Below are 22,392 nucleotides of genomic sequence, written 5' to 3' on the forward strand. Positions count from 1 at the left end.
GCCGGTGTGGCTGGAACGGCGGTCGAAGCGATCAACCAGGTGACGCGCTACCTGGATCTGGCGGGCGTGTTCGCCTGCGCGATCCTCGGCGGCGCGATCGCCCGCAGCGAGCGGCTGGACCTGTTCGGGTTCCTCGTGGTGGGCAGCGTGTCCGGGCTGGGCGGCGGCGTCATCCGGGACACGCTGCTGCAGCACGGCACCCCGGTGGCGCTGACCGACTACGCCTACCTGCCGACCGCGCTGGCCGGGGCGCTGCTGTCGTTCGTGATCTCGATCAGCGAGAACGCGTGGGACAAGCTGTTCACGGCGCTGGACGCGGCGGTGATCGGGTTCTGGGCGGTCACCGGGGCCCAGAAGACACTGGCCGCCGGGCTGGGCTGGCTGCCGGCGATCCTGCTGGGCACGACGACCGCGGTCGGCGGCGGCGCGCTGCGGGACATCATGCTCCGGCGCGTGCCGGCGGTGTTCGGCGGCAACGCGCTGTACGGCACGGTCGCGGCGGCCGTCGCGGCCACCATGGTCGTCTGCCACTACCTGGGCGCCCCGCTTGTGGGTGTCGTGGCCGGGGTCGTGGGTGCGCTGCTGTTCCGGCTGGCGGCGGTGAAGTTCGGGTGGAACCTGCCCAACGGGCTGGAGTGGCAGCCGCACTCCCGGCTGGCGAGCGCGTGGCGCAGCCGCCGGGTGCGGCGCAACCCGCCGGAGGGTCAGGAAGGCCGGTAGCGGGCCCGGATGTGGAAGCGCTCGCCCTGCGGTCCGAGGATGCTCAGGAACTCGGCCGGGTGGCCATCGGCGTTGCCGAACCAGTGCGGCAGGTGGGTGTCGAACTCGGCTACCTCCCCGGCGGACAGGACCAGGTCCTGCTCGCCGAGCACGAGGCGGAGCCGTCCGTTGAGGACGTAGAGCCAGTGGTAGCCCTCGTGCGAGCGGGGATCGGGCTCGAGGTCGGACGGCCCGGCGGGCAGGATGTGCTTGACGGCCTGCAGTCCGCCGGGTTTGCGGGTGAGCGGGATGACGGTCATGCCGTGGTGGGTCCTGGGCCGCGGGTAGACGCGCGGGTCGCCGGTGGCCGGCGCGCCGACCAGGTCGTCGAGCGGCACCTGGTAGGCCTTGGCCAGGGGCAGCAGCAGTTTCAGGCCGGGGGTGCGCTGCCCGGATTCGAGGCGGGACAGCGTGCTGACCGGAATGCCGGTGGCCTGCGACAGGGCGGTCAGGGTGGTGCCGCGGCGCCGGCGCAGCTCACGCAGCCGCGGCCCGACGGCGCCGAGCACGGCGTCGAACTCGTCGCTCATGCCCCCACTGTGCTCCCGCTTTTGCGGATTCCGCAAAGAACTTTGTCAGTCCGGCCAGTTGCCGGGCACGGTGGCGGTCATGGACTGGGACGAGATGTACCGGGGCCGCGAGCGGGTGTTCAGCGGTGAACCCAACGAGGTGCTGGTCACGGAAGTGGCCGATCTGGCGCCGGGGCAGGCGCTGGACGTGGGGTGCGGGGAAGGGGCCGACGCGTTGTGGCTGGCGCGGCGGGGCTGGCACGTCACGGCGATCGACGTCTCCCGCGTGGCGCTGGAGCGCGCGGCCGCGGCCGACGACACCGGACGCGTGGCGTGGATGCACGCGGACCTGGCGGTGCTGTCACCCCCGGCGGGCTGCTTCGACCTGGTGTCGGCCCACTACGTCCCGCTGCGCAAGGCCGAACCCGGCGTGCTGCGCGGTCTGCTCGCCGCGGTCGCGCCGGGCGGCACGGTGCTGGTCGCGAGCCACGACCCCGCGGAGCTGACGCCACGCGAGGGTTTCGACCCGGCCGACTACTACCAGCCGGCCGACGTCGCGGCGCTCCTCGGTCCGGAGTGGACCGTGCTGGCCGACGAGATCCGGCCGCGCGCCCGGCCCGGCCGGTACACGCGGGACACCGTGCTGCGGGCGCGGCGGGCTACAGGTTGAGTTCCCGCAGGGTGTCGATCACCTCGCGGCGCGCGGCACCGTCGAGTTCGCGCAGCGGGCGGGGCAGCACGCGCTCGCCGGTCAACCCGAGGTGGGTGGCCGCGGCGGCGACGACCCGGATGCTGCCGTGGCGGGCGAACAGGTCCCACAGCGGCCGTAGGCGCTCCGACTCGCCCGGGTCGCGCATGACCGCCCGCGCGGTGTCCGGGAACAGGCCGCCCAGGACCGAGTACCAGACGTCGCAGCCGGCGGCCAGGCCGGTGGCCGCGACAGCGTCGCCGCTGACGCCGATCCGGACGGTGTCCGGGATGCGGGCGCGCAGGGCGTCCACCCTGGCCTTGGCGTCGTCGGGCACGCCGGGGATCTTGATGGAGCCCACGTTCGGCAGCGCGGCGATGCGGCCGTGCAGTTCGTCGCTGAACTGGAAGTGCGTGGTGCGCGGGTTGTCGTAGACGCACAGCGGGACCGACAGTTCGCGGGTGACGTCTTCGTAGAGCCCGAACACCTCGTCGTCGGTGAGGGGCTGGTAGCTGACCGGGGCGAGCAGCACGGCGGCCGCGCCCGCGTTCTGGGCGTCCTCGGCCAGCGCGAGGACCTGGCTGGTGGCCGTGGCGCCGATGCCGACCATCACCGGGGTGCCCGCCGCCGCGTCGACGGCGATCTTGGCCGCTTCGGCGCGTTGCTCCCGGGTCAGGTAGGCGTAGGAACCGGTGGAGCCCAGCGCGCCGATCGAGTCCACCCCGGCCTCGGCGAGGCGGGAGACGAGCCGCGCGTAGGAGGTGGTGTCGATGCCGGATCCGGTGACCGGGGTGAGCGGGAAGGCGGACAGGCCGGTGAACATGCGTCGTCCTTTCAGGGGCGGGTGGCGGTGAAGATCGCGTGCCCGGCGTGCAGCCAGACCAGGTCCACGTCGGCGAACCCGGCGCCGGCGAGCCAGGTCAGGTGCTCGGCGATCGAGGAGGGCGTGTCCACCGGGTCCGGGCCGGGCAGGCGGTAGTAGTTCCACTCGGCGCCCTCGAACGCCTGCGCCGCGTCGTCGCCGCCCGCGTCGCACACGGCCCGGTCCCAGTGCGCGGCGGCGACCTCGCGGGCGCGGGCGCCGACGGGTTCGACCAGGTCAGCCATGACGAACACCCCGCCCGGCACGAGCATGTCGTGCAGGTCGCGGTAGAGCGCGCGCTTGCCGGGGCCGTCGAGGTGGTGCACCGCGAGCGAGGTCATCACGCCGCCGAACGGGCCGCGCCGCCAGCCGCGGTCGTGGATGTCCGCCCGCACCCGCTGCCACCGGCCGGGGAACGGCGCGAGCCGGGCGGCGGCCTTGTCCAGCATCTCCGGCGAGCCGTCGAGCAGGGTGACGCGGCCGGCGGTTCCGCGGCGCAGGTACTCCTCGGACAGCAGGCCCTCGCCGCAGCACAGGTCGAGCACGTGCGGCTCGGGGATGGCGTCGAGCAGGTCGCAGACGGTGGCGATCTGCTCGCGCCGCCGCGGCACGAACGCGTCGCCGTAGGTGGTGAACAACTCGGTGTCCGACGGCCGCCAGGCGGGCTGTTCAGCGGGCACCCCACACCCCGCAAAGGCCGAGCGGCACGGGCGGCAACGGCAGGCTGACCAGGCGCCGGGACGCGGCCAGCGCCGCATCGGGGGCGACGCCGACCCCGGCGCGGCGCGCGATCGCGGCGACCGGCACGTCCTCGCCGCGGGCGTCGGCTCGTAACCGAGAAGGTTCGGCGGGCATGTTCGTCACCTTAGCCACCCGGGGCGAATCCTTTTCTGGCTTCGGATCCTGACGCACCACAACCCGGCGAAATGCTGGTGCGCGTGCACGCGGCCGGCGTCAACGGCGGCGAACTGCTCGGCCGGGCCGGCCGGATGCGGCCCGGGCAGCGGTTGCTGGTGCGGGGAGCCGCCGGCAGCGCGGCTGTCCAGTCGGGACGGTCGATGGGTGTGCAGGTCACCGCGCTGGCCGGGTGAAGTCGTGGATTCGGTGTTCCCGCTGGCGCGCACCGTGCCGCCGTCATAGCCGCGCGCGGGCGCGGTCGAGGAACACCCGCGCGGCGGGGCTCGCCGGACCGGCCGCGCGCCACGCCAGGGCGAGGCAGCCGCGCAGCGGCGGGTCGGTGATCGGGATCGGGTGCAGGTCGGGGCGTGTGGTGGCGACCGAGTCCGGCAGGATCGCCACGCCCAGGCCGCGGGCGGCGAGGTCGGCCAGCACCGTAGGGTGACCGGCCTCGAACCCGATCCGCGGGGTGATGCCGCGCGCCGCGCAGGCCTCGTCGAGCCGGGCGCGCAGGCCGGTGCCCGGAGGCAGGCTGATGAGCGGCCGCTCCCGCAGGTCCGCGAGCGGGACCTCGGCGCGCCCGGCCCACTCGTCGTCCAGGCTGACGGCGGCGGTGATGGCCTGGTCGGTGAGGACGAGGACGTCCAGGCCGGGTGGGCGTTCGTCCGTGGCGAGGCTGATGATCGCCGCGTCGAGGCGGCCGTCGCGGATGTCCGCGGCGAGCTCGCCGGAGCGGCCTTCGACGAGGGTGATCTCCACGCCGGGGTGTTCCTCGTGGAAGCTCGCCAGCAGCCCGGGCACGTCGAAGCTGTGCGAGGTGACCATGCCGAAGGCGACCTTGCCCCGGACGAGGCCGCGGAACTCGTCGGCGACCAGCCGCGCCCCGGCGACGGCGGCCAGGGCCGCGCGGGCGTAGGGAAGGACCGCGGCGCCCACCTCGGTGAGCCGGACCGTGCGCCCGGACCGGTCCAGCAGCTCGTGCCCCAGCTCCCGCTCCAGCCGCCTGACCTGCGCCGACACGCCGGGCTGGGCGACGTGCACGCGTTCGGCGGCGCGGGTGAAGTTGCCCTCCTCGGCGACCGTCACGAAGTACTCGAGCTGACGCAGTTCCATAAGCGTTGATTCTAGTGGCGAGACCTACCAGCTCTTGGACTTCTGACTCTCGCGGGGACAGGCTGGGGTCAGAGGAAAGGAGCGACACGTGATCGACAAGGCCAGGACACCCGAAGACCTCGCCGTGATGTTCGTGGAGCGGGCCAACGCCCGGGACGCGAAAGCGCTGTCCGAGCTGTACGCCGAGGACGCGGTGCTGGCGTTCCCGCCGGGCTCGCAGACAGTGGGCCGCGACGCGATCCGCGAGGTGCTGGAGCGGCTGGTGGAGCAGGGCGGCGAGTTCCAGATCGAGGAGCCGATGCCGACGGTCTACTACGGCGACCTGGCGCTGTGCTCGACCCGGCCCGCCGACAACACCGGGGGGCGGGTGCAGGTGGCGCGGCGGCAGCCGGACGGCACCTGGCTGCGGATCATCGACCGGCCGGAGATCCGCCGCCCGGAGTGAGGTTGTCCGCGCAGCGGGCCAGCAGCTCGGCCAGCCGCCGCCGGTCGCCGTCGCCGAGCCCGGCGAGCATCCGGTCCTCGACGTCGGCGACCGCGGCCTCGGCGTCGGCCAGCCGGGCGCGCCCGGTGTCGCTCAGGCGCACGGGGCGCACCCGGCCGGAGGCGCCTTCGCCCACGGTGACCAGGCCGGCGCGGCGCAGCCCGGCGAGCACCTCGCCGAGGGACTGCCGGGTGACGAAGCACAGCCGCGCGAGCTCGGCGGAGGAGACCTCCGGGTGGTCGGCCAGCTGGCGCAGCACCGCGTACTGGGCCATCGACAGCCCGGCCGCGCGCAGGCGCTCGTCGCCGGCCTGGCGGAACAGCTGCTGGACCCGCTTGACGAGGTAACCGGGCCGGGCGGTGACGTCCCCTTGACTCATGTCAGGTACCTTACACATGATGTAAGGGTCCTGACATGAGGAGGAAGCGATGCCCGTCTCCACCATCGACGCCGCCGCCGGGGTCACCACGCTGATCAACCAGTTCACCGTGGCGCCCGAGCGGCAGCAGGAGCTCATCGACGTGCTCGACCAGGCGACCGAGCAGGTCATGCGGCACCAGCCGGGGTTCATCGCGGCCAACATCCACGCCAGCCTCGACGGCACTCACGTCGCCAACTACGCGCAGTGGGAGAGCGAGGAGGCGTTCCGCGCGATGCTCGCCAACCCGGAGTGCCAGGAGCACATGCGCGCGGCCGCGCAGATCGGCTCGTTCGAGCCGGTGCTGTACCGCGTCGCCTCCGTGCACCACCGCTGAGGCGGCGCGGTACGGTGATCACACGACCGACCGAGGAGGTGAGACCCGTTTCCGTTCCAGCAACCCGGGTGCTCCCCTCCGGCGACGAGTGAGTCGCGGGCGCCCGTTTCCCTGAAAGGCGCTTTTCGTGTCCGTCGATGTCGAAACCGTTCTCGTGAGCCGTCTGCGGGCGGCGGGCTGTGTGTTCGCCGAGGATGAGGCCCGGCTGCTGCTGGAGGCCGCGTCCGGCCCGGCCGATCTGGACGCCCTGACCGCCCGGCGGGTGGCCGGCGAGCCGCTCGAACAGGTCCTCGGCTGGGCCGGGTTCCGCGGCCTGCGCATCCACGTCGAGCCGGGCGTGTTCGTGCCCCGGCGCCGCACCGAACTGCTCGTCGAGGAGGCGGTGCGGCTGGCCCCGCCGCATCCGGTGGCGGTGGATCTGTGCTGTGGTTCGGGCGCGCTGGGCGCCGCGCTGGCCGCGGAGCTCGACCTCGCCGAGCTGCACGCCGCCGACCTCGACCCGGCGGCGGTGCGGTGCGCGCGCCGCAACGTGCCGGGCGAGGTCCACGAGGGCGATCTGTACGAGGCGTTGCCCGATGGGCTGCGCGGGCGCGTGGACTTGCTGGTGGTCAACGTGCCGTACGTGCCCACCGACGCGGTCGCGCTGATGCCGCCGGAAGCCCGTCTGCACGAACCGCAGCTCGCCCTCGACGGCGGCGCGGACGGGCTGGACATCGCGCGCCGGGTCGTCGAGGGCGCGCCGGAGTGGCTCGCCCCCGGCGGGCGCCTGCTGATCGAAACGAGTGAGCAGCAAGCGCCGTTGCTGACCCGGGCCGCGGCCGGCGCCGGGCTGGCCGCGCGCGTGGTGACCTCCGAGGAGCTCGACGCGACGGCGATCGTGGCACGCCGGGCTTAGGACACGGCGGTCCGGAGGCCACGCAGCACCGGTTCCAGGTTGGCGACCGTGGCCGCGACCGCCGCGTCGGGGTCGCCACGTTCGAGCGCTTCCAGGAGGTCGGCGTGGGCGGCGGAGGAGTCCGGCAGCTGCGTCTCGTGGCGGACCAGGTCGGTGAGGATCTCCCGCAGCACCGGCTCGGCGGCCGTGAACAGGCTCAGCAGGAGCGCGTTGCCGGACAGCTCCACCACGGCGCGGTGGAAGGCGAGGTCGGCATCGACGAACACCGCCGGGTCGCCGCCGCGTTCGTCCTGCCGTTTGCGCAGGTCCGCGCGCAGGCGCTCGATGTCCTCCGGCCGGACCCGCTGCGCCGCGAGCCGCGCCGCCTCGACCTCCAGCGCGCGGCGCACCTCGTACACCTCCAGCGCCCGGGCGCGCCGCACCAGCCGGCGCACGTCGCTGGTGTCGGCCGTCCCGGCGGCGACGAAGGTGCCGGAGCCGTGCCGCACGTCGAGGATCCCGTCCTGCGCGAGCAGGCGGACCGCCTCCCGCACCGAGGACCGCCCGACGCCGAACTCGGCGGCGAGCTGGACCTCGTTGGGCAGCCGGTCGCCGGGGCGCCAGTCGCCGCGCTGGATCCGCTGCCGCAGCAGGCTCGCCACCTGGGGCACGACCGGTCCACGGCGCAGCTCCGTCATGCGCGCACGGTAGCACCGCAGACGTCTGAGGACTCAGCCGCCGAGCGCGCGGAGGTACCGCCTGCTCATCCAGCTCTGCGCGGCGCGTCCTGCCGGCCCGGCCAGCCGCGCGAGCAGGGACGCCGGCCGGGAGAACGCGGTGACCGTGAATGTGACGGTGCCGTCGGGCGCGAGGTCCACGACGAACGCTTCCTCGCCCGCCACGGGATGGCCCGGCAGCGTGCCGTAGGCGAAACCCCGCCGCGCGCTCTCGTCGACCACGTACACCACGCGGACCGGGGCGGCGATCCGCACTGGCCCGACCCCCAGGTGGACCAGCGCGACAGCACCTTCGGCCACGGTTTCGCCGGAGGCCTGGACCCGCAGCCCGGCCCTGTGCTGGACGCCCCACGCGAGAAGTGCCACGGCCGCTTCCTCGAACCGGTCGCGTCCCCGGCCGATCACCGCCCGCCGCCGCAGGTGGTGGTACCCCGCGGGCAGCTCGCCCCGGGTGCGTCCCACCTCGCCGTAGGTGAACGCGGCCGCCCGCAGACCGTCCAGCATCACCTCAACCTAGCCGCGGCACTCCCGGTTCACCGTGCCGCGACGTAGTTTGCTCTGATGACGCCCCGAACCAGCGCGGCGGCCACCTCCGGTGACACCTCCTCACCGGAGGTCCTGCGGTTCGGGATCCTCGGGCCGCTCGACGTCGTCGCCGGTGGCGAGTCCCTCGCGCTCGGCGGGCCGAAACAGCGGGAGCTGCTGGCCGTTCTGCTGCTCAACCTCAACCAGTTCGTGGCGCCGGGCCGGCTCGCCGAGGCGCTGTGGGGCGCGGCGCCACCGGCCGGCGCCGAGGTCACCCTCCGCACCCACGTGTCGCACCTGCGCCGCCGTCTCGCCGAAGCCGGGGCGTCCGGCGCGCTGGCCACCCGCCGGTCCGGGTACGGCCTGCTCGCCGACCCCGCCCAGCTCGACGCGGCGCGCTTCGAACAGCTCGTCGGGCTCGGGCGGGAAGCACTCGGCCTCGGCGACGCGCCCCGGGCCGCCACCGTGCTGCGACAGGCGCTCGGCCTGTGGCGCGGCCCGGTGCTCGAAGACCTCCACGCGCCGCTGTTCGCCGAGGCCGAGACCGCCCGCCTGGACGAACTCCGCCTGGTCGCCACCGAAAGCCGCATCGAGGCCGACCTCGCCCTCGGCCGGCACGCCGAGGCCGTTCCCGAGCTGGAACGCCTGGTCGCCGCCCACCCGTACCGCGAACGCCTCACCGGGCAGCTGATGCTCGCCCTTTACCGGACCGGGCGGCAGGTCGACGCCCTGGACGTGGCCGCCCGCGCCCGGCGGCGCCTCGCCGACGAACTGGGCCTCGACCCCGGCCCCGCGCTGGCCGGCCTGGAAACCAGCATCCTCCGCCACGACCCGGCACTGCTGCCCGCTCCCCGCCTGGTCGCGCCCACCGGCACCCCGGCGCCACGCGTCCAGCCACCACCGGACGCCCTGTTCACCGTCGTGCGGCGCGTCCCGATGGCCGGTCGCACCGCCGAACTGGCCCACCTGCGCGCCTTGTGGCAGGACGTCCGCGGCGGCGGCCGCCGCGTCGCGTTCGTCTCCGGCGAGGGCGGGGTGGGCAAGACGCGGCTCGTCGCCGAGTTCGCGCACGAAGCCGCCGCCGACGCGCACGTCCTCGTCGGGCGTTGTGATCCCGCGGCCATGCTGCCGTACCACCCGATCGCCTCGGCCTTCCGCGCCAGCGCCGACGTCGACGCCTGCCTCGACCTCGCCCCGCCCGCCCTGCGCGCCCGCCTCACCCCGCTGCTGTCCCGCCCCGCCGACACCACGTCCGGGCCCGACGACCGGCACGCCCTGTTCGAGGCCGCCACCTGGGTGCTCACCCGCCTCGCGGACACCGCGCCCGTCGCGCTCGTGGTCGAGGAGGCCGAGCGCCTCGACCGGGCCAGCTCGCTGCTGCTGCGCCACCTCGTCGAGCACCTGCCCGCCCGGGTGCTGCTGGTCGTCTGCTTCCGCGACCCGCCGGGCGGCCACCACCCGCCGCTGCTCGACCTGATCGCCGCCACCGAAGGCCTCGCCGACCGCCTCACCCTCGGCCCGCTCACCGAAACCGAACTCGCCGAACTGGTCACCGCCGTCGCCGGCGACGTGCCCGCCGGGTTCGTGCCGCGGCTCTGGCGCGCCACCGGCGGCAACCCGTTCTACGCCGCCGAAGTGGCCCGCGACCGCCGGACGCGCGAGGACTGGCAACGCGGCCAGGTGCCGGCCGGTGTGCGCGACGTCGTCCGGCACCGGCTGCGCACCCTGCCCGAACCCGCGCAGCACGTGGTCCGCTGCGCCGCCGTCCTCGGCCCGGAGGCCGGGTACGAACTGCTCGCCCACCTGGCCGACCAGCCCGAAGAGCAGCTCATCGACGCGCTCGAGGACGCCGTGGCCGCCGGGTTCCTCGTCGAAGCCGGCCGCTCGTGGCAGGTCGCCTACGCCTTCCCGCACGACCTGCTGCGCGACGCCGTGCACGCCGACCTGCCCGTCCCGCGCCGGCAGCGCCTGCACCTGCGGGCCGCCCAGCTCCTGCGCGACCGCCCGGCCGAGACCGCGTCCGCCGCCGTGCACCTGCGCGCCGCGGGACCGGCCGCCGACCCACTCGACGCGGCCGAGCTGAGCCTGGCCGCCGCTGGTGACGCGCAGCGGGTGTACGCGTGGGACGAAGCCATCGCCCACGCCGAGGCCGCGGTCGCGATCCTCGACCAAGCCGGTGCGCCCGCGCCCACTCGCGCTGACGCGGCGGTGCGCACCGCGATCCTGCGGCTGCGGGCCAGCACCGGCTTCCCCGAAGCGGTGCGGCTGCTCGAACGCGCCCTCGAGCTGTACCGCGGCAACGACGAGGCAGTCGCGACGGTCCACGCGCGACTCGGCGGCGCGCTGTGCACGCACCACTCGATCATGGACATCCCGCGCGCCCTGGACCACTTCGCCGCCGCCCGGCGCGTCCTGCCCGACGGCCGCGCGGGCTTCCACCTGCACCGCGGCCGCGCCCAGGCCGCCATGTACGGGCTGCGCACCGCCACGCTCGGCGCCGCCGCCGATCAGGCCCGCGAACTGGCGGCCCGGCTGGGCAGGCGCGACCTCACCGTCCTGGCCTCGTGGGCCGCCGCGTGGTTCCGCTTCAACCGGGGTGAGCTGGGCGCGGCCGCCGCGATCGAGGAGGACATGTGGGCCCGCGTGCAGGACCTCGGCGACCCCTACGTCGGCTGGGGCCCGGTCAACATGGCCGCCCTGACCGCCACCGAGTACCTGCTCGACCCCGTGGCCGGCCGCCGCTGGTGCCGCCGCGGCCTGTCCCAGGCCAGGTTCGACACGCTCGGCTACCCGCACGACGCCGTGGCCGACCAGCTCGTCCTCGCACTGGCGCTGGCCGGTGACCTCGGCGCGGCCCGCCGCGCCGCCGAGCCCCTGCCCGCCGACGCGGTCAGCAGGCGACTCCTGCTGCTCCTCGACGGCGACTGGGAAGGCGCCGAACACGCCTGGTCACAGGCGCGGGCCGCCGACGAAGCGGCAGGCGACCTGCACGACGCCGCCTTCCACGCCCGCTGGCTGGCCACCACCCGCACCCTCCTCGGCGACACCGGCGGCGCCGTCGCGGCCCTGCGGCAGGCGCTGGACCTCGCCGTCGCCGGGCCCCAGGTGCCGACCGAGCTGATCGCCCGCGCCGAGCTGGCCCGCCTGCTCGCCGTCACCGACCCCGGTGAAGCCGCCCGACACCTCGTCCGCTGCGACGAGATCCTCGCCGGCGGCGAGGACTGGCGCGGCCGCGCCGGCACCGTCGCGCTCGCCCGCGCGGCGGTCGCCGGTGACGACACGGCGTTCGAGACCGCGCTGCGGCTGTTCGCCGGCCTGCCGTGGCACCGCGCGGACGCCCTGCACGCCTGGGCGGCCGTGCTCAACAGGACCGGCAGGCGGGCGGAGGCGGGGGAGAAGCTTGCCGCGGCCCGGCGGATCCACGACGAGATCGGCGCGCACCCGCGCTGGCGTCGCTGACTCAACACGCGTTCCACAGAACTTCAACGACCACGGAGGAACGTCAGCCTCACCTGCTCGACCAAGAAGGTGAGTTCCGATGAAGCGACTGCCACGACCACCAACCGGACCGGTCGCCACCAGCGCGACCCTCTTCGCGTGCCTGTTCGCGGTGCAGGCAAGCCTGCTGGCCCTCACGCCGATCCTCACTCCGGTGGCCCAGGACCTCGGCGTCCCGGACAGCGCGGCCGGCCTGCTGCGCGCCGTGTCCGGAGCCGCCGCCGCGGCCGTCGCGATCGCGCTCGTCACCACCCGCCGACGACGGCGGCTGCGGGAGCTCCTCATCGCCGGTCTGACGCTGCTCGCCGGCTCCGCCCTCGCCAGCGCGGCCGCCCCGACCTACCTCGTGCTGGCCGCCGCGCAGGTCGCCCTCGGCGCCGGCGTCGCCATCGTCCTGGCCGGTGGCATGGCCGCGGCCGCACGCTGGGCGCCACCGGGCCGCCGCGCGCAGGTCCTGTCCTGGGCGCTGGTCGGCCAGCCGAGCGCGTGGATCGCCGGCATGCCGGTCATCGGGATCCTCGGCCAGCAGAACTGGCGGCTGGCCTGGCTGGTGCCGCTGACCGCGAGCCTGTTCGCCCTGGCCGGCACCATCCGCCGCGAGACCGGCGCCCCCGAACCCGAACCGCACCCGGCGCACGCGCTCGTCCGCCGCCCCGGCGCCGCCCGGTGGGCACTCGGCGAACTGCTGGCCTACGGCGGCTGGGCCGGGGTGCTCGTCTACTGCGGCAGTCTCCTGACCGGCGCCCACGGCGTGTCGGTCGCCGCGGCCGGTCTCGCGCTGGGCGGGGGAGCCGCGGGCTTCGTGGTGGGCACCATGCTGGCCCGGCGCTGGGTCGACCGCGCCGCCCGGCCGCTGCTGCTCGCCGTCGGGCCCGCATTGGCGGTCATGACGCTGGTGTTCGGTGCGCTGCGGCCGTCCTTCGCGTTCTCTGTCGCCGCGTTCGCGCTGGTCGCGCTGTTGTCCGGCGCCCGGGTGATCGCGGGCAGCGCCGTTGGGCTGGACCTCGACGGTGTCGGCCCGTTGCAGTCGATGAGCCTGCGCGCGACCTCGGTGCAACTGGGGTACCTGGCCGGATCGGTGCTGGGCGGCGCTGGTCTCGCAGTCGCCGGCTGGACCGGGCTCGGGGTCGTGCTCGCCGCGCTGACCCTGGCCTCGACCGCGACCGTCGCGCGACGACGGGTTGCGCAACTGGTGAAGGCAGGTGCGTGATGTACGACGCCATCGTGGTCGGCGCCCGCTGCGCCGGATCGACCCTCGCCGCACTGCTGGCCCGCCAGGGCAGGCGAGTGCTGGTGGTCGAACGGGACCGGTTCCCCAGCGACACCGTCTCCACCCACATGATGTTCCCCGACACCCTCGACCGGTTGCAGGCCCTCGGCGTCCTGCCCCGGCTGCTGGCCGCGCACGACATCCCGTTCGTGCACTTCAGCTGGCGCGTCCTCGGCCACGAGGTGGCCGGCGACTTCACCCCGGTCGGCCGCTTCGAGCGCGGCGCGTCCATCCGGCGCATCACCCTGGACGCCGCGATCGCCGACACCGCCCGCGACGCCGGAGCCGAAATTCGGTACGGCACCACCATCACCGGCCTGATCGGCGCCGGCACCGGCGACGACCCCGTGCGCGGCGTGGTGCTCGGCACCGGCGAGCACATCGAGGCGACGTGGGTGTTCGGCGCCGACGGGCGCGTGTCCACCGTGGCCCGGCGCCTCGGCCTGCCCGCGACCCGCGAACTGCGCGGCGACATGGCGTTCCTCATGGCCTACTGGCGCGGCCTGCCGCCGTCGGAGTGGTGCCACATCGACCTGCACGACCACGCGGCGCTGATGTCCGTGCCGAACGAGGACGGCATCCACCTCCTCTCGCTCGCCGGGCCGCCCGAGACGACCCGCGGTTCCGCCGACGTCCGCGAGGCCCGCTACCGGGACGGGCTGCGGCAGTTCCCGGCCGTGCTCAACCCGCGCCTGCTCGACCGCGCCGAACGCGTGTCACCGCTGGTCGTGGTGCCGGAGACGATGATGCGCGGGCACTACCGCCAGGCCGCGGGCCCCGGCTGGGCGCTGCTGGGCGACGCCGGGCACTTCAAGCACCCGTCCACCGCGCAGGGCATCGGCGACGCCGTGCACCAGGCCTGGTACCTCGCCGCTGCCCTGGCCGACGGGTCCGACCTGTCCGGGTACGGGGCGTGGCGCGACGAGCGGGCCGCCGAGCACTACGAGTGGTCCTTCCGGCTGGCCCGGTTCTCCTCGCCCGGCGCGAGCGCGCACTACGCCGGGCTCGCCGCCGATCCCGTGGCGGCGCAAGGGTTCCTGGACACCTTCACCAAACGGGTCCGGCCCTCCACGGTGCACACCCCGGAGCGGACCGCGCGGTGGAAGGCCGCGTGGGCCTACGAGGACGGGCTCCGCCGGGTGCGGTCGCTGGTCGAGGACGTGCCTGCCGAGCTGACCGCACCGGTGCCCGCGTGTCCGGAGTGGACGATGCGGGACCTGATCGCGCACCTCACCGGCGTGGCCGAGGAAACCGTGCGGGGCACGTACTTCCCCGAAGCGGCCGACGCGTGGAACGACCCGGCGCTGGCCGCGGCTCGCGACCGCTGGACAGCCGACCAGGTGGCCCGGCGCGCCCACCTCGACCCCGCGACGCTGCTGCGCGAGTTCGACGACCACGGCGCCCGCCTGGTGGCCGCACTGCGCCGCGGCGAGTCGCCGGACGGTCCACCGTGGATGCTGACCTCACCGGTGGCCGACCTCGCCGTGCACCTGGAAGATCTGCGCGAGGCCCTCGGCGCGGCGGGCGACCCGGCGGCGCCGGTCACGCGGCTCGGGTTCGCGGTCTTCCGGAACTGGCTGCACACCCGCCTCGTGCGCCGGGGCATGCCGGCGCTGCGCCTCACCGACGGCGACGAGGAGTGGGTGCTGGGGAGGGGCGAGCCGGCGGCGACCCTGACCGCGCCGCGGGCCGAACTGTTCGCCGTGATCAGCGGCCGCCGCAGCGCGGCCCGGATCCGGGCGCTCGGGTGGGACGCCGAGCCGTACCTGCCGGTGATCTCGCCGTACCCGCTACCGGTGGACGAGCTGCCGGTCGGTTAGGCGCGGGGGAGGTGGGTGCTGTGGGCGTCGAAGGCGCAGCGCAGTTGCTGCTCGGTCAGCAGGAACAGGAACGGCCGCCCTGCGCACTGCTCGCACACCGTCGCGCACGCCACGTCGTACCCGCCGCCGGGGCGGCTGAACATCGACGTCGCCACCCGCAGGCCCGCGGTCGCGCCGCAGCCGTCGCAGGCAGGGGCGATCGGGCAGTCGCTGTGGTCCTTGAGGGACTCGCGCGGCGGGTCGAAGGCGAGGTTGTCCAGGTCGTCCTCGTCCTGCCAGACCGGGTGCTGGTCGAGGAGACGCCGCCAGCGGCTCTGCAGCTTCATCGCCATCGCACGGTCCTTTCGCGTCGTCGCTCCGGTACCCATGCTCGGCCGCCGGAAGATCGACAGCGCCCGCGACACCCGTCCGTGCCGGCAGAACGACCTGACCGGGTGACGGGTGGGACCAAATCCTCTGTCGGCGCGCGGGTGGCCGGGCCTAGCGTCGATGGCCCGGTTTCGAGCCAAGGCAGGAGGCGGCGATGAGCGGCAGGATCGTCCACTTCGAGATCCCCTTCGACGACGGCGAACGAGCCCGCGGCTTCTACCGCGAGGCGTTCGGCTGGAACGTCACCGAGATGCCCGAGATGAACTACACCAGCGTGGCCACCGGCCCCACCTCCGAGCAGGGCATGCCGAACGAGCCCGGCTTCATCAACGGCGGCATGTTCGCCCGCGAGGAGTCCGCGCCGAAGAGCCCGGTGATCACCATCGACGTGGCGAGCATCGACGAGACGTTGCAGAAGGTCGAGCAGCTCGGCGGCGCCAAGGTGGTCGGACGCACCGAGATCCCCGGCATGGGGTTCTACGCGTACTTCACCGACACCGAGGGCAACGTCATGGGCCTGTGGGAGAACCTGCCGCAGAGCTGACGATCGACCGGCACCGCCGACCGCAGCCGGCGGGGGTCAGGTCAGCAACTCCCAGAGCAGGCCGAACGCGACCAGCGTGGCCACCACCACCGCGAACCGCCACACCCACCGCCACGGAGGCACGGGCCGCAAGCGCCGGCCGGCGGCCACCTCGGCCGACCCGGGCCGGTCGGTATCGCGCCAGCGCGCCCAGGCGTCCGCTTGGTCGCCGAGGGTGTCTGCCACGGCTGTCAGGCGCGGCCAGGTATCGGGGTCCGTAGGCGAGATGGGGCGCGACGCGTAGACGAGCAGCCAGTCGTCGACCACCTCGACATCGAGCGCGGCGGCGTTGGCGAGCAGGCTCGCCACCACGTCCGCGGTGAACAGGTACCGCGCGTCGCGTTCACACCCTTCGGGGCAGTGAAGCGCGAACGTCCGGTCGAATTCGCCCCCGAAGCGCAGGCGCTGCCCCCGCGCCACCCCCTCCGACGCGTCGGTGGAGATGATCCCGCCACCACGACGGTTCTCCAGGACGATGTGCGGCAACCGCCGGCCGAGACGCGCGGCGGCGAACCCCCAGGTCACCCGGTCGCCGTTGCCGATCTGACCGCGCGCGTTGCCGTACACGACTTCACGCGGCCCCGCCGTGCGGTGCACCTCGGTGACGACCGCGTTGGGCGCCTGCTCGAACACGATCCCGGGGAACTGCGGGGAACTCACGCCGTCACCACATCGACGCTCCGGGCACCGACCCACAGCGCCTCGCCGGACGCGGAAGACGCGATCGTGCACAACATCAAAGCCCATGCCTCCGCCCAGCGAACCCGACCCGCCTGACCGCGCAGGTCGAGCGACATCGGGACGTAACTGAAACGTGTGCATGGTAAACCTCGTCGCCGGCTGCGCTACGGCTCGGTGCGCGATCGCCGGTGAGCTGAGATCGTCGGGTCGCTGCGGGGCGACCGCACAATCGGCGCCGCCGACGCAACCATCGTTGAGCGGTCCGATCCACCGACCCCCTCAATGCTGACCAGCGGCCGGGCCGATCCGGCCCGATGCCCGCATATCGTCCGCATATCGAAAACCGAATACGCACCGGCAACACCGCGTCGTCTTGACTCGCCGCATGGCTTCCAGCGAATTGGGTTTGAGACGCAGCGAAACGCTCGTTCGCGCGGGAACGGAGCCTCGGCCACCCCAGGCCGGGCTGACGGCTTTCGGCTGCAGCCGGGACGAAACCGCCGCGTTCCGGGACCTGGGAACCCGCCTCGGGATGTCCGTGACCCCCGTCGAGGCGGCCGCCTGCGTGGACAACGCCGAACTGGCGCGCGGCAACCGGTGCGTCAGCGTCAGCCACAAGACCCGGATCACCAACGCCACCCTGCTGGCACTCAGCCGCGCCGGCGTCGAGTACATCTGCACCCGGAGCATCGGCTTCGACCACATCGACCTGCACTTCGCCGAACGCCTCGGCGTTTCGGTCGGCAACGTCGCCTACTCGCCGGACAGCGTCGCCGACTACACCCTGATGTTGATGCTGATGGCGGTGCGCCACGCCAAATCCATCATCCGCCGCACCGACTCCTTCGACTACCGGCTCAGCGAAACGCGCGGCAAGGAACTGCGCGACCTGACCGTCGGCGTGGTCGGCACCGGGCGCATCGGCATCGCGGTCCTCGACCGGCTGCGGGGCTTCGGCTGCCGCGTGCTCGCCTACGACACGCACCCCCGCGCCGCCGTGACCTACGTTCCGCTCGACGAACTGGTCGAGCGCAGCGACATCGTCACGCTGCACACCCCGCTCACCGTGGAGACGCACCACCTCCTCGACCGCAGGCGCATCGAGCGGATGAAGCCCGGCGCGTACGTCGTCAACACCGGCCGCGGACCGCTGCTCGACACCGAGGCCCTGGTGTCGGCACTGGAAAACGGCGAGCTGGGCGGAGCGGCGCTGGACGTCATCGAAGGCGAGGAAGGGATCTTCTACGCCGACTGCCGCGGCGAGCACATCGGCAACGAGGCACTGGTGCGCCTCCAGCGGATGCCGAACGTGCTGATCAGCCCGCACTCCGCCTACTACACCGAGCGGGCCCTGCACGACATCGTCGAAAACACCCTCCTCAACTGCCTGAACTTCGAAAGCGGGACCACAGCATGACCAGGTTGACAGTCGGGATCATCTTCGGCGGCGCCGGCGAAGAACACCCCGTTTCCGTCAAGTCCGCGCGCGAGGTCGCCAAGCACCTCGACCCCGGCAAGTACGAACCGATCTGGATCGGCATCACGACCGGAGGCGAGTGGAAGCTCTGCGACGGTCCCGTCGAGGGGTGGGAGACCGGCAACGCCCGCCCGGCCGCGCTGTCGCCGGACCGCGGCGTGCACGGCCTGCTGGTGATGGAGCAGGGAAGCTACGAGACCGTGCGCCTCGACGTGGTCTTCCCCGTGCTGCACGGCAAGCTCGGCGAGGACGGCGCCATCCAAGGGCTGCTGGAACTCGCCGGCATCCCCTACGTCGGCTGCGGCATCCAGGGCTCGGCCGTGTGCATGGACAAGTCCCTGGCCTACACCGTCGCCGCGAACGCGGGCATCGCCACGCCGAGGTTCTGGATCGTCACCGAGGACGACAAGGTCGATCCCGACAGCCTTCCGTATCCGGTCTTCGTGAAGCCGGCCCGCTCGGGCTCCTCGTTCGGCGTCAGCAAGGTCACCGGGGCGGACGAGCTGCCGGCCGCGCTGGAGGACGCGCGGCAGTACGACTCGAAGATCCTCATCGAGGCGGCCGTCGACGGCGAGGAGATCGGCTGCGCGGTCCTGGAGGAACAGTCCGGACTGGTCGTGGGCGAGGTGGACCGCGTCGACCTCACGCACGGGTTCTTCCGGATCCACCAGGAGGACTCGCCCGAGACCGGGTCCGAGAACGCGACCTTCATCGTCCCCGCCGACATCCCCGACGCATCGCGCACCCTCGTCCAGGAGACCGCCAAGACCATCTACCGCGCCCTGGGCTGCACCGGGCTGGCCCGCGTGGACGTGTTCCTCACCGCCGACCTCCAGGTGGTCCTCAACGAGGTCAACACCATGCCCGGCATGACCTCCTACAGCCGCTACCCACGGATGATGAACGCCGCGGGACTCCCGCTCTCCGACGTGATCGACCGGCTCGTCTCGGCCACCCTGCGGATGAGGCGATGAACGACGACTTCGCCTACGTCGACGAGCTCGTGCCCGGCATCCGCTGGGACGCCAAGTACGCCACCTGGGACAACTTCACCGGCAAACCGGTCGACGGCTACCTCGCGAACCGCATCGTCGGCACCCGCGCACTGTGCGCGGCCCTCGAACAAGCACGGGACAAGGCCGCATCCCTCGGCTTCGGACTGCTGCTCTGGGACGGGTACCGCCCGCAGCGCGCCGTCGACTGCTTCCTCCGCTGGTCCGGGCAACCCGAGGACGGCCGGACCAAACCACGGCACTACCCGAACATCGACCGGGCCGACATGGTCGAGAAGGGGTACGTGGCCGCCAAGTCGGGCCACACCCGGGGCAGCACCGTCGACCTGACGCTCTACCACCTCGCCAGCGGCGAGCTCGCGGCGATGGGTGGCCGGCACGACCTCATGGACCCGGTCTCACGCCACCACGCCACGGAGATCGCGCCGGCCGAGCTCCAGAACCGCGAGCGCCTCCGCTCGATCATGGAGGACTGCGGGTTCGACCGGTACGACCGCGAGTGGTGGCACTACACGCTGAGGAACGAACCCTACCCCGATGTCTACTTCGATTTCCCCATCACCTGACGTGGTTCTCCCGTGCGTCTCTCAGTGGGGACGTCTGGAGCGCAACGACGACGTCGTGATGCGCCGGACCGACCCGGCGGGCCTGGAGGTCTTCCTGCCGCACACCGAGCGGGACGACTGGGCGGCCCACGGCTACCGCTCACGCGAGGAGTACCTGTTCTGGTCCCGCAAGGTCTGCGGCCTGGCGTGCCTGCAGTCGCTGCTGCACGGCTGGACCGACGTCCGGCTCTCCATGGGCGAGCTCCTCACGCAAGCACTCGACTGGGGCTGCTACGTGGTCGAGCCCTCGGGCGCGGTCCAGGGATTGATCTACCGGCCGTTCATGGCCTGGGTCAGCGCGCGGTTCGGGTTCGACTGCCGGCTCGTCGAGCGCACCCCGATCGACGTGTCCAGCCGGGAGGTCCGGCCCGGGCAGGTCCTGATCGCCTCCGTGTCGCCCGAGATCCGCGACCCGGCCACCCCGCAGCCGTGCCGGGGAGGTCACCTCGTCCTCGTGCACGCGGTCCACGGCGGGGTCGTGCGGTTCCACAACCCCTCGGGTTACACCCACAACTCGGACTCGGCGACCCTGCCCATGCGGGTGTTCCAGCGGTTCCACGCCGACCGCGGGATCCTGATCACGAGGCCGTCGTGACGGCGGGCGGAACGGCGCCGCGCGTCGTCGTCGCCGGCGGCCATTCCGCCGGGCACATCGAGCCCGCGATGAACCTCGCCGACGCGCTGCGCCGGCTGGCACCCACGGCCGAGATCACCGCGCTCGGAACCGTCCGCGGTCTGGACACGGTGCTGATTCCCGAGCGCGGCTACCCGCTGGAACTCATCCCGCCGTCGCCACTGCCACGCCGGCTGGACCGGTCCCTGCTGCGGATGCCCGGCTCCCTGGGGGAATCGGTGCGAGCGGCCGGCGCGGTTCTCGATCGCACGCGCGCCGAGGTCGTGGTGGGCTTCGGCGGCTACGTCGCGATGCCCGCCTATCTCGCCGCCCGGCGGCGAGGCCTGCCGATCGTCGTGCACGAGGCGAACGCCAGGCCGGGCGTGGCGAACCGGCTGGCGGCCAGGATGACGGAGCACGTGTTCACCGCCGCGCCGGGCGTCCGGCTGCCGCACGCGACCCCGATCGGGATTCCACTGCGGCGGGCGATCAGCGGACTCGACCGGGCCGCGCTGCGTGATGCCGCGCGGCGGCGGTTCGGGTTGCGGCCCGACGGGCCCGTGCTGCTCGTCACCGGTGGTTCGCAGGGCGCGGCGACGATCAACGCCGCGGTGTCCGGCGCGAGCGCGGCGTTGCGGGGGAGCGGCGTGCAGGTGCTGCACATCTCCGGGCCGCGGCACCGGGTCGAGGTGCCCGGCGGCGACCCGCCGCACGTCGTCGTCCCCTACGTCGACGAGATGCAGTACGCCTACGCCGCGGCCGATTTCGCGCTCTGCCGCTCCGGGGCGATGACCTGCGCGGAACTGGCCGCCGTCGGACTGCCTGCCGCGTACGTCCCGTTGCCGTTGCGCGGCGGCGAGCAGCGGTGGAACGCCGAACCGCTGGCCGCGGCCGGTGCGGCCCTGATCGTCGACGACGCGGAACTCGACCCGGCCTGGATCGAAACCACCCTGATCCCGGTCCTCACCGATCCCGGGCGCATCGCGGACATGACGGCTCGCGCGTTCAGGGTCGGCGCTCCGGCGGCCGATGTCGTCCTCGCCCGCCACGTGCTCACCGTGGTCGCCGAGCGACGGGCTCTCGCCTCAGCTGTGGGCTAGCGGTGACCTCCCGGGAGCCGCACGGTGGCACGCAGTCCGCCACCGGCGCGGGGGCTGAGCGAGAGCGTGCCATCGTGTGCCTGCGCGATGCTCCGGACGATCGTCAGGCCGAGGCCGACCCCCGCGTGATCGGTCCGGGTGCGCTGGGTGCCGCGCTGGAACGGCTCGGTGAGCGTCGCGACCAACTGCGGGTCGAGCTTGTCGCCGGTGTTCTCCACGGTCAGCACCACCCAGCCCGGCACGGACGTCGTGCGGACCGCGACCGTGCCGCCCTCGGGCGAGTTGTGGACCATCGCGTTGTGCATGAGGTTGGTGGTCAGCTGCAGCAGGAGCGCGGGGGAGCCGATCGTGTGGGCGACTTCGCCGCCGGTCTCGATGGTGACGTCATGCTTCTCGGCGAGCGGGAGGAGCATCTCGGTCGCTTCTTCCGCGACGAGGGACAGGTCGACGTCTTCCCGGGTGAAGGACCGCTGGTCGGCGCGGCTGAGCAGCAGCAGCGCTTCGGTGAGCTCGATCGCCCGGGCGTTGACGACGCGGAGGCGTTCGTCGAGCTCGCTGCTCGCACGGTCCGGATCGTTGCGGGCGAGGTCGAGCAGCGTCTGCGTGATCGCGAGCGGGGTGCGCAGTTCGTGCGAGGCGTTGGCCGCGAACCGCCGCTGCTCGGCGACGTGCGCCTCGAGCCGGGCCAGCATGCTGTCGAAGGCGTCGGCGAGTTCGCCGAACTCGTCGGTGCGGCCCTGCAACTCGATGCGGTGGGAGAGCGACCCCTTCGCGGCGGTGCGCGTCGCCTCCGTGATGCGGTCCAGGGGCGCCAGCATGCGGCCCGCGAGAACCCAGCCGCCCACCAGGCCGAACACCAGCATGAAGCCCAGCACCAGGATCGCGGCCGGGAGGAACACCACCGGCCCCCGGTTGCCCGGGTTGAAGACCCGGGCGAAGTCGGCCGGCGCGGGGAACTCGATGCCGGCGGGCCCCATCGGCAAGAACACCCAGACGGCCGTGAGGAGCAGGACACCCGCGATCATGAGGAACCCGGCGTAGCTGAGGGTCAGCTTGGCGCGGGCGCTCAGCCCTGTCCCCTTGTTCACAGTCCCGGCCACCTCACAGCCCCACGCATGTCCTCAACCGTAGAAGTCCCCGCATATCGCAGGCGTATCGAC

At 73.5% G+C, this 22,392-nt stretch carries 26 protein-coding genes; 15 read left to right on the forward strand and 11 right to left on the reverse strand.

What is annotated here, in order from left to right:
- Positions 1-6: 6 nt before the first annotated feature.
- Entirely contained in the window at positions 7-720 is a 714-nt protein-coding gene (locus ABZ215_RS14140) for a TRIC cation channel family protein (RefSeq protein WP_020417904.1), read from the forward strand.
- Here ABZ215_RS14140 and ABZ215_RS14145 read toward each other — a convergent pair.
- A complete protein-coding gene (locus tag ABZ215_RS14145; RefSeq protein WP_020417903.1) occupies positions 705-1,289 on the reverse strand; it encodes a helix-turn-helix domain-containing protein in 585 nt (194 codons plus the stop codon). The genes ABZ215_RS14140 and ABZ215_RS14145 overlap by 16 nt on opposite strands.
- 79 nt (positions 1,290-1,368) lie before the next feature.
- Here ABZ215_RS14145 and ABZ215_RS14150 point away from each other — a divergent pair, with 79 nt between their 5' ends.
- Positions 1,369-1,938, forward strand: coding sequence for a class I SAM-dependent methyltransferase (locus ABZ215_RS14150; protein WP_354949793.1), 570 nt, complete (start codon positions 1,369-1,371; stop codon positions 1,936-1,938).
- Here the strand turns inward: ABZ215_RS14150 and ABZ215_RS14155 are convergent.
- From ABZ215_RS14155 to ABZ215_RS14165, 3 genes are read right to left on the reverse strand one after another with little or no spacing between them, the layout of a single operon-like run.
- On the reverse strand, positions 1,928-2,779 hold the full coding sequence (locus ABZ215_RS14155) for a dihydrodipicolinate synthase family protein (RefSeq protein WP_354949794.1): 852 nt from the start codon (positions 2,777-2,779) through the stop codon (positions 1,928-1,930). The two genes, ABZ215_RS14150 and ABZ215_RS14155, sit on opposite strands and share 11 nt — an antisense overlap.
- An 11-nt stretch (positions 2,780-2,790) precedes the next feature.
- Entirely contained in the window at positions 2,791-3,498 is a 708-nt protein-coding gene (locus ABZ215_RS14160) for a class I SAM-dependent methyltransferase (protein ID WP_354949795.1), read from the reverse strand.
- Entirely contained in the window at positions 3,488-3,673 is a 186-nt protein-coding gene (locus ABZ215_RS14165) for a hypothetical protein (RefSeq protein WP_354949796.1), read from the reverse strand. Before ABZ215_RS14165 ends, ABZ215_RS14160 begins: the two co-directional genes overlap by 11 nt.
- A 71-nt stretch (positions 3,674-3,744) precedes the next feature.
- On the opposite strand from ABZ215_RS14165, the gene ABZ215_RS14170 reads away from it, so the two are divergent.
- Entirely contained in the window at positions 3,745-3,909 is a 165-nt protein-coding gene (locus ABZ215_RS14170) for a hypothetical protein (protein WP_354949797.1), read from the forward strand.
- Between the two features lie 43 nt (positions 3,910-3,952).
- Here the strand turns inward: ABZ215_RS14170 and ABZ215_RS14175 are convergent, their stop codons facing one another.
- Entirely contained in the window at positions 3,953-4,828 is an 876-nt protein-coding gene (locus tag ABZ215_RS14175; protein ID WP_354949798.1) for a LysR family transcriptional regulator, read from the reverse strand.
- Between the two features lie 88 nt (positions 4,829-4,916).
- Here ABZ215_RS14175 and ABZ215_RS14180 point away from each other — a divergent pair, with 88 nt between their 5' ends.
- Entirely contained in the window at positions 4,917-5,273 is a 357-nt protein-coding gene (locus ABZ215_RS14180) for a nuclear transport factor 2 family protein (protein WP_020417897.1), read from the forward strand.
- Here the strand turns inward: ABZ215_RS14180 and ABZ215_RS14185 are convergent.
- Positions 5,239-5,691: a MarR family winged helix-turn-helix transcriptional regulator gene (locus ABZ215_RS14185; RefSeq protein ID WP_354709113.1), complete on the reverse strand. Its 453-nt coding sequence runs from the start codon at positions 5,689-5,691 to the stop codon at positions 5,239-5,241. The two genes, ABZ215_RS14180 and ABZ215_RS14185, sit on opposite strands and share 35 nt — an antisense overlap.
- A gap of 49 nt (positions 5,692-5,740) precedes the next feature.
- On the opposite strand from ABZ215_RS14185, the gene ABZ215_RS14190 reads away from it, so the two are divergent.
- Both ABZ215_RS14190 and ABZ215_RS14195 read left to right on the forward strand, forming a co-directional pair.
- A complete protein-coding gene (locus ABZ215_RS14190; RefSeq protein WP_020417895.1) occupies positions 5,741-6,067 on the forward strand; it encodes an antibiotic biosynthesis monooxygenase family protein in 327 nt (108 codons plus the stop codon).
- A 127-nt stretch (positions 6,068-6,194) separates the two neighbouring features.
- Positions 6,195-6,962, forward strand: coding sequence for a putative protein N(5)-glutamine methyltransferase (locus tag ABZ215_RS14195; protein ID WP_354949799.1), 768 nt, complete (start codon positions 6,195-6,197; stop codon positions 6,960-6,962).
- Here the strand turns inward: ABZ215_RS14195 and ABZ215_RS14200 are convergent.
- Positions 6,959-7,639, reverse strand: a complete 681-nt coding sequence (locus tag ABZ215_RS14200) for a FadR/GntR family transcriptional regulator (protein ID WP_354949800.1) — start codon at positions 7,637-7,639, stop codon at positions 6,959-6,961. The two genes, ABZ215_RS14195 and ABZ215_RS14200, sit on opposite strands and share 4 nt — an antisense overlap.
- A gap of 33 nt (positions 7,640-7,672) precedes the next feature.
- Entirely contained in the window at positions 7,673-8,182 is a 510-nt protein-coding gene (locus tag ABZ215_RS14205) for a DUF1990 domain-containing protein (protein ID WP_354949801.1), read from the reverse strand.
- Between the two features lie 57 nt (positions 8,183-8,239).
- Between ABZ215_RS14205 and ABZ215_RS14210 the strand changes: the two genes are divergently transcribed.
- The 3 genes from ABZ215_RS14210 to ABZ215_RS14220 all read left to right on the forward strand — a co-directional run bounded on the left by ABZ215_RS14210 (position 8,240) and on the right by ABZ215_RS14220 (position 14,791).
- Positions 8,240-11,662, forward strand: a complete 3,423-nt coding sequence (locus tag ABZ215_RS14210; RefSeq protein WP_354949802.1) for a BTAD domain-containing putative transcriptional regulator — start codon at positions 8,240-8,242, stop codon at positions 11,660-11,662.
- A gap of 79 nt (positions 11,663-11,741) precedes the next feature.
- Entirely contained in the window at positions 11,742-12,911 is a 1,170-nt protein-coding gene (locus ABZ215_RS14215) for an MFS transporter (RefSeq protein WP_354949803.1), read from the forward strand.
- Positions 12,911-14,791, forward strand: a complete 1,881-nt coding sequence (locus ABZ215_RS14220) for an FAD-dependent monooxygenase (protein ID WP_354949804.1) — start codon at positions 12,911-12,913, stop codon at positions 14,789-14,791. Before ABZ215_RS14215 ends, ABZ215_RS14220 begins: the two co-directional genes overlap by 1 nt.
- On the opposite strand, the gene ABZ215_RS14225 is transcribed toward ABZ215_RS14220, so the two are convergent.
- Positions 14,788-15,123: a hypothetical protein gene (locus ABZ215_RS14225; protein WP_354949805.1), complete on the reverse strand. Its 336-nt coding sequence runs from the start codon at positions 15,121-15,123 to the stop codon at positions 14,788-14,790. The two genes, ABZ215_RS14220 and ABZ215_RS14225, sit on opposite strands and share 4 nt — an antisense overlap.
- Before the next feature lie 191 nt (positions 15,124-15,314).
- On the opposite strand from ABZ215_RS14225, the gene ABZ215_RS14230 reads away from it, so the two are divergent.
- Positions 15,315-15,704, forward strand: coding sequence for a VOC family protein (locus ABZ215_RS14230; protein ID WP_237334894.1), 390 nt, complete (start codon positions 15,315-15,317; stop codon positions 15,702-15,704).
- Between the two features lie 36 nt (positions 15,705-15,740).
- Here the strand turns inward: ABZ215_RS14230 and ABZ215_RS14235 are convergent, their stop codons facing one another.
- Positions 15,741-16,403, reverse strand: coding sequence for a hypothetical protein (locus tag ABZ215_RS14235; protein ID WP_354949806.1), 663 nt, complete (start codon positions 16,401-16,403; stop codon positions 15,741-15,743).
- A gap of 487 nt (positions 16,404-16,890) precedes the next feature.
- Between ABZ215_RS14235 and ABZ215_RS14240 the strand changes: the two genes are divergently transcribed.
- The 5 genes from ABZ215_RS14240 to ABZ215_RS14260 are packed head-to-tail and all read left to right on the forward strand — an operon-like array spanning position 16,891 to position 21,232.
- A complete protein-coding gene (locus ABZ215_RS14240) occupies positions 16,891-17,841 on the forward strand; it encodes a D-isomer specific 2-hydroxyacid dehydrogenase family protein (protein ID WP_354949829.1) in 951 nt (316 codons plus the stop codon).
- Entirely contained in the window at positions 17,838-18,875 is a 1,038-nt protein-coding gene (gene vanA / locus ABZ215_RS14245; RefSeq protein ID WP_354949807.1) for a D-alanine--(R)-lactate ligase, read from the forward strand. The genes ABZ215_RS14240 and vanA overlap by 4 nt, the downstream gene beginning before the upstream one ends.
- Complete coding sequence (gene vanX / locus ABZ215_RS14250; RefSeq protein ID WP_354709121.1) at positions 18,872-19,480, forward strand: D-Ala-D-Ala dipeptidase VanX; 609 nt, start codon at positions 18,872-18,874, stop codon at positions 19,478-19,480. The genes vanA and vanX overlap by 4 nt, the downstream gene beginning before the upstream one ends.
- A gap of 55 nt (positions 19,481-19,535) precedes the next feature.
- The gene (locus tag ABZ215_RS14255) at positions 19,536-20,114 is read left to right on the forward strand and encodes a hypothetical protein (protein ID WP_354949808.1); all 579 of its coding nucleotides are present in this window, start codon (positions 19,536-19,538) and stop codon (positions 20,112-20,114) included.
- Positions 20,111-21,232 carry a UDP-N-acetylglucosamine--N-acetylmuramyl-(pentapeptide) pyrophosphoryl-undecaprenol N-acetylglucosamine transferase gene (locus ABZ215_RS14260; protein WP_354949809.1) on the forward strand — a complete coding sequence of 374 codons (1,122 nt, stop codon included), beginning with the start codon at positions 20,111-20,113 and terminating at the stop codon, positions 21,230-21,232. The genes ABZ215_RS14255 and ABZ215_RS14260 overlap by 4 nt, the downstream gene beginning before the upstream one ends.
- On the opposite strand, the gene ABZ215_RS14265 is transcribed toward ABZ215_RS14260, so the two are convergent.
- Entirely contained in the window at positions 21,229-22,320 is a 1,092-nt protein-coding gene (locus ABZ215_RS14265; RefSeq protein WP_354949810.1) for a HAMP domain-containing sensor histidine kinase, read from the reverse strand. The genes ABZ215_RS14260 and ABZ215_RS14265 overlap by 4 nt on opposite strands.
- Positions 22,321-22,392: the final 72 nt, after the last annotated feature.

This window comes from Amycolatopsis sp. NPDC006131, from assembly GCF_040614175.1.
In the GTDB taxonomy this organism is placed as follows: Bacteria; Actinomycetota; Actinomycetes; order Mycobacteriales; family Pseudonocardiaceae; genus Amycolatopsis_E; species Amycolatopsis_E tucumanensis.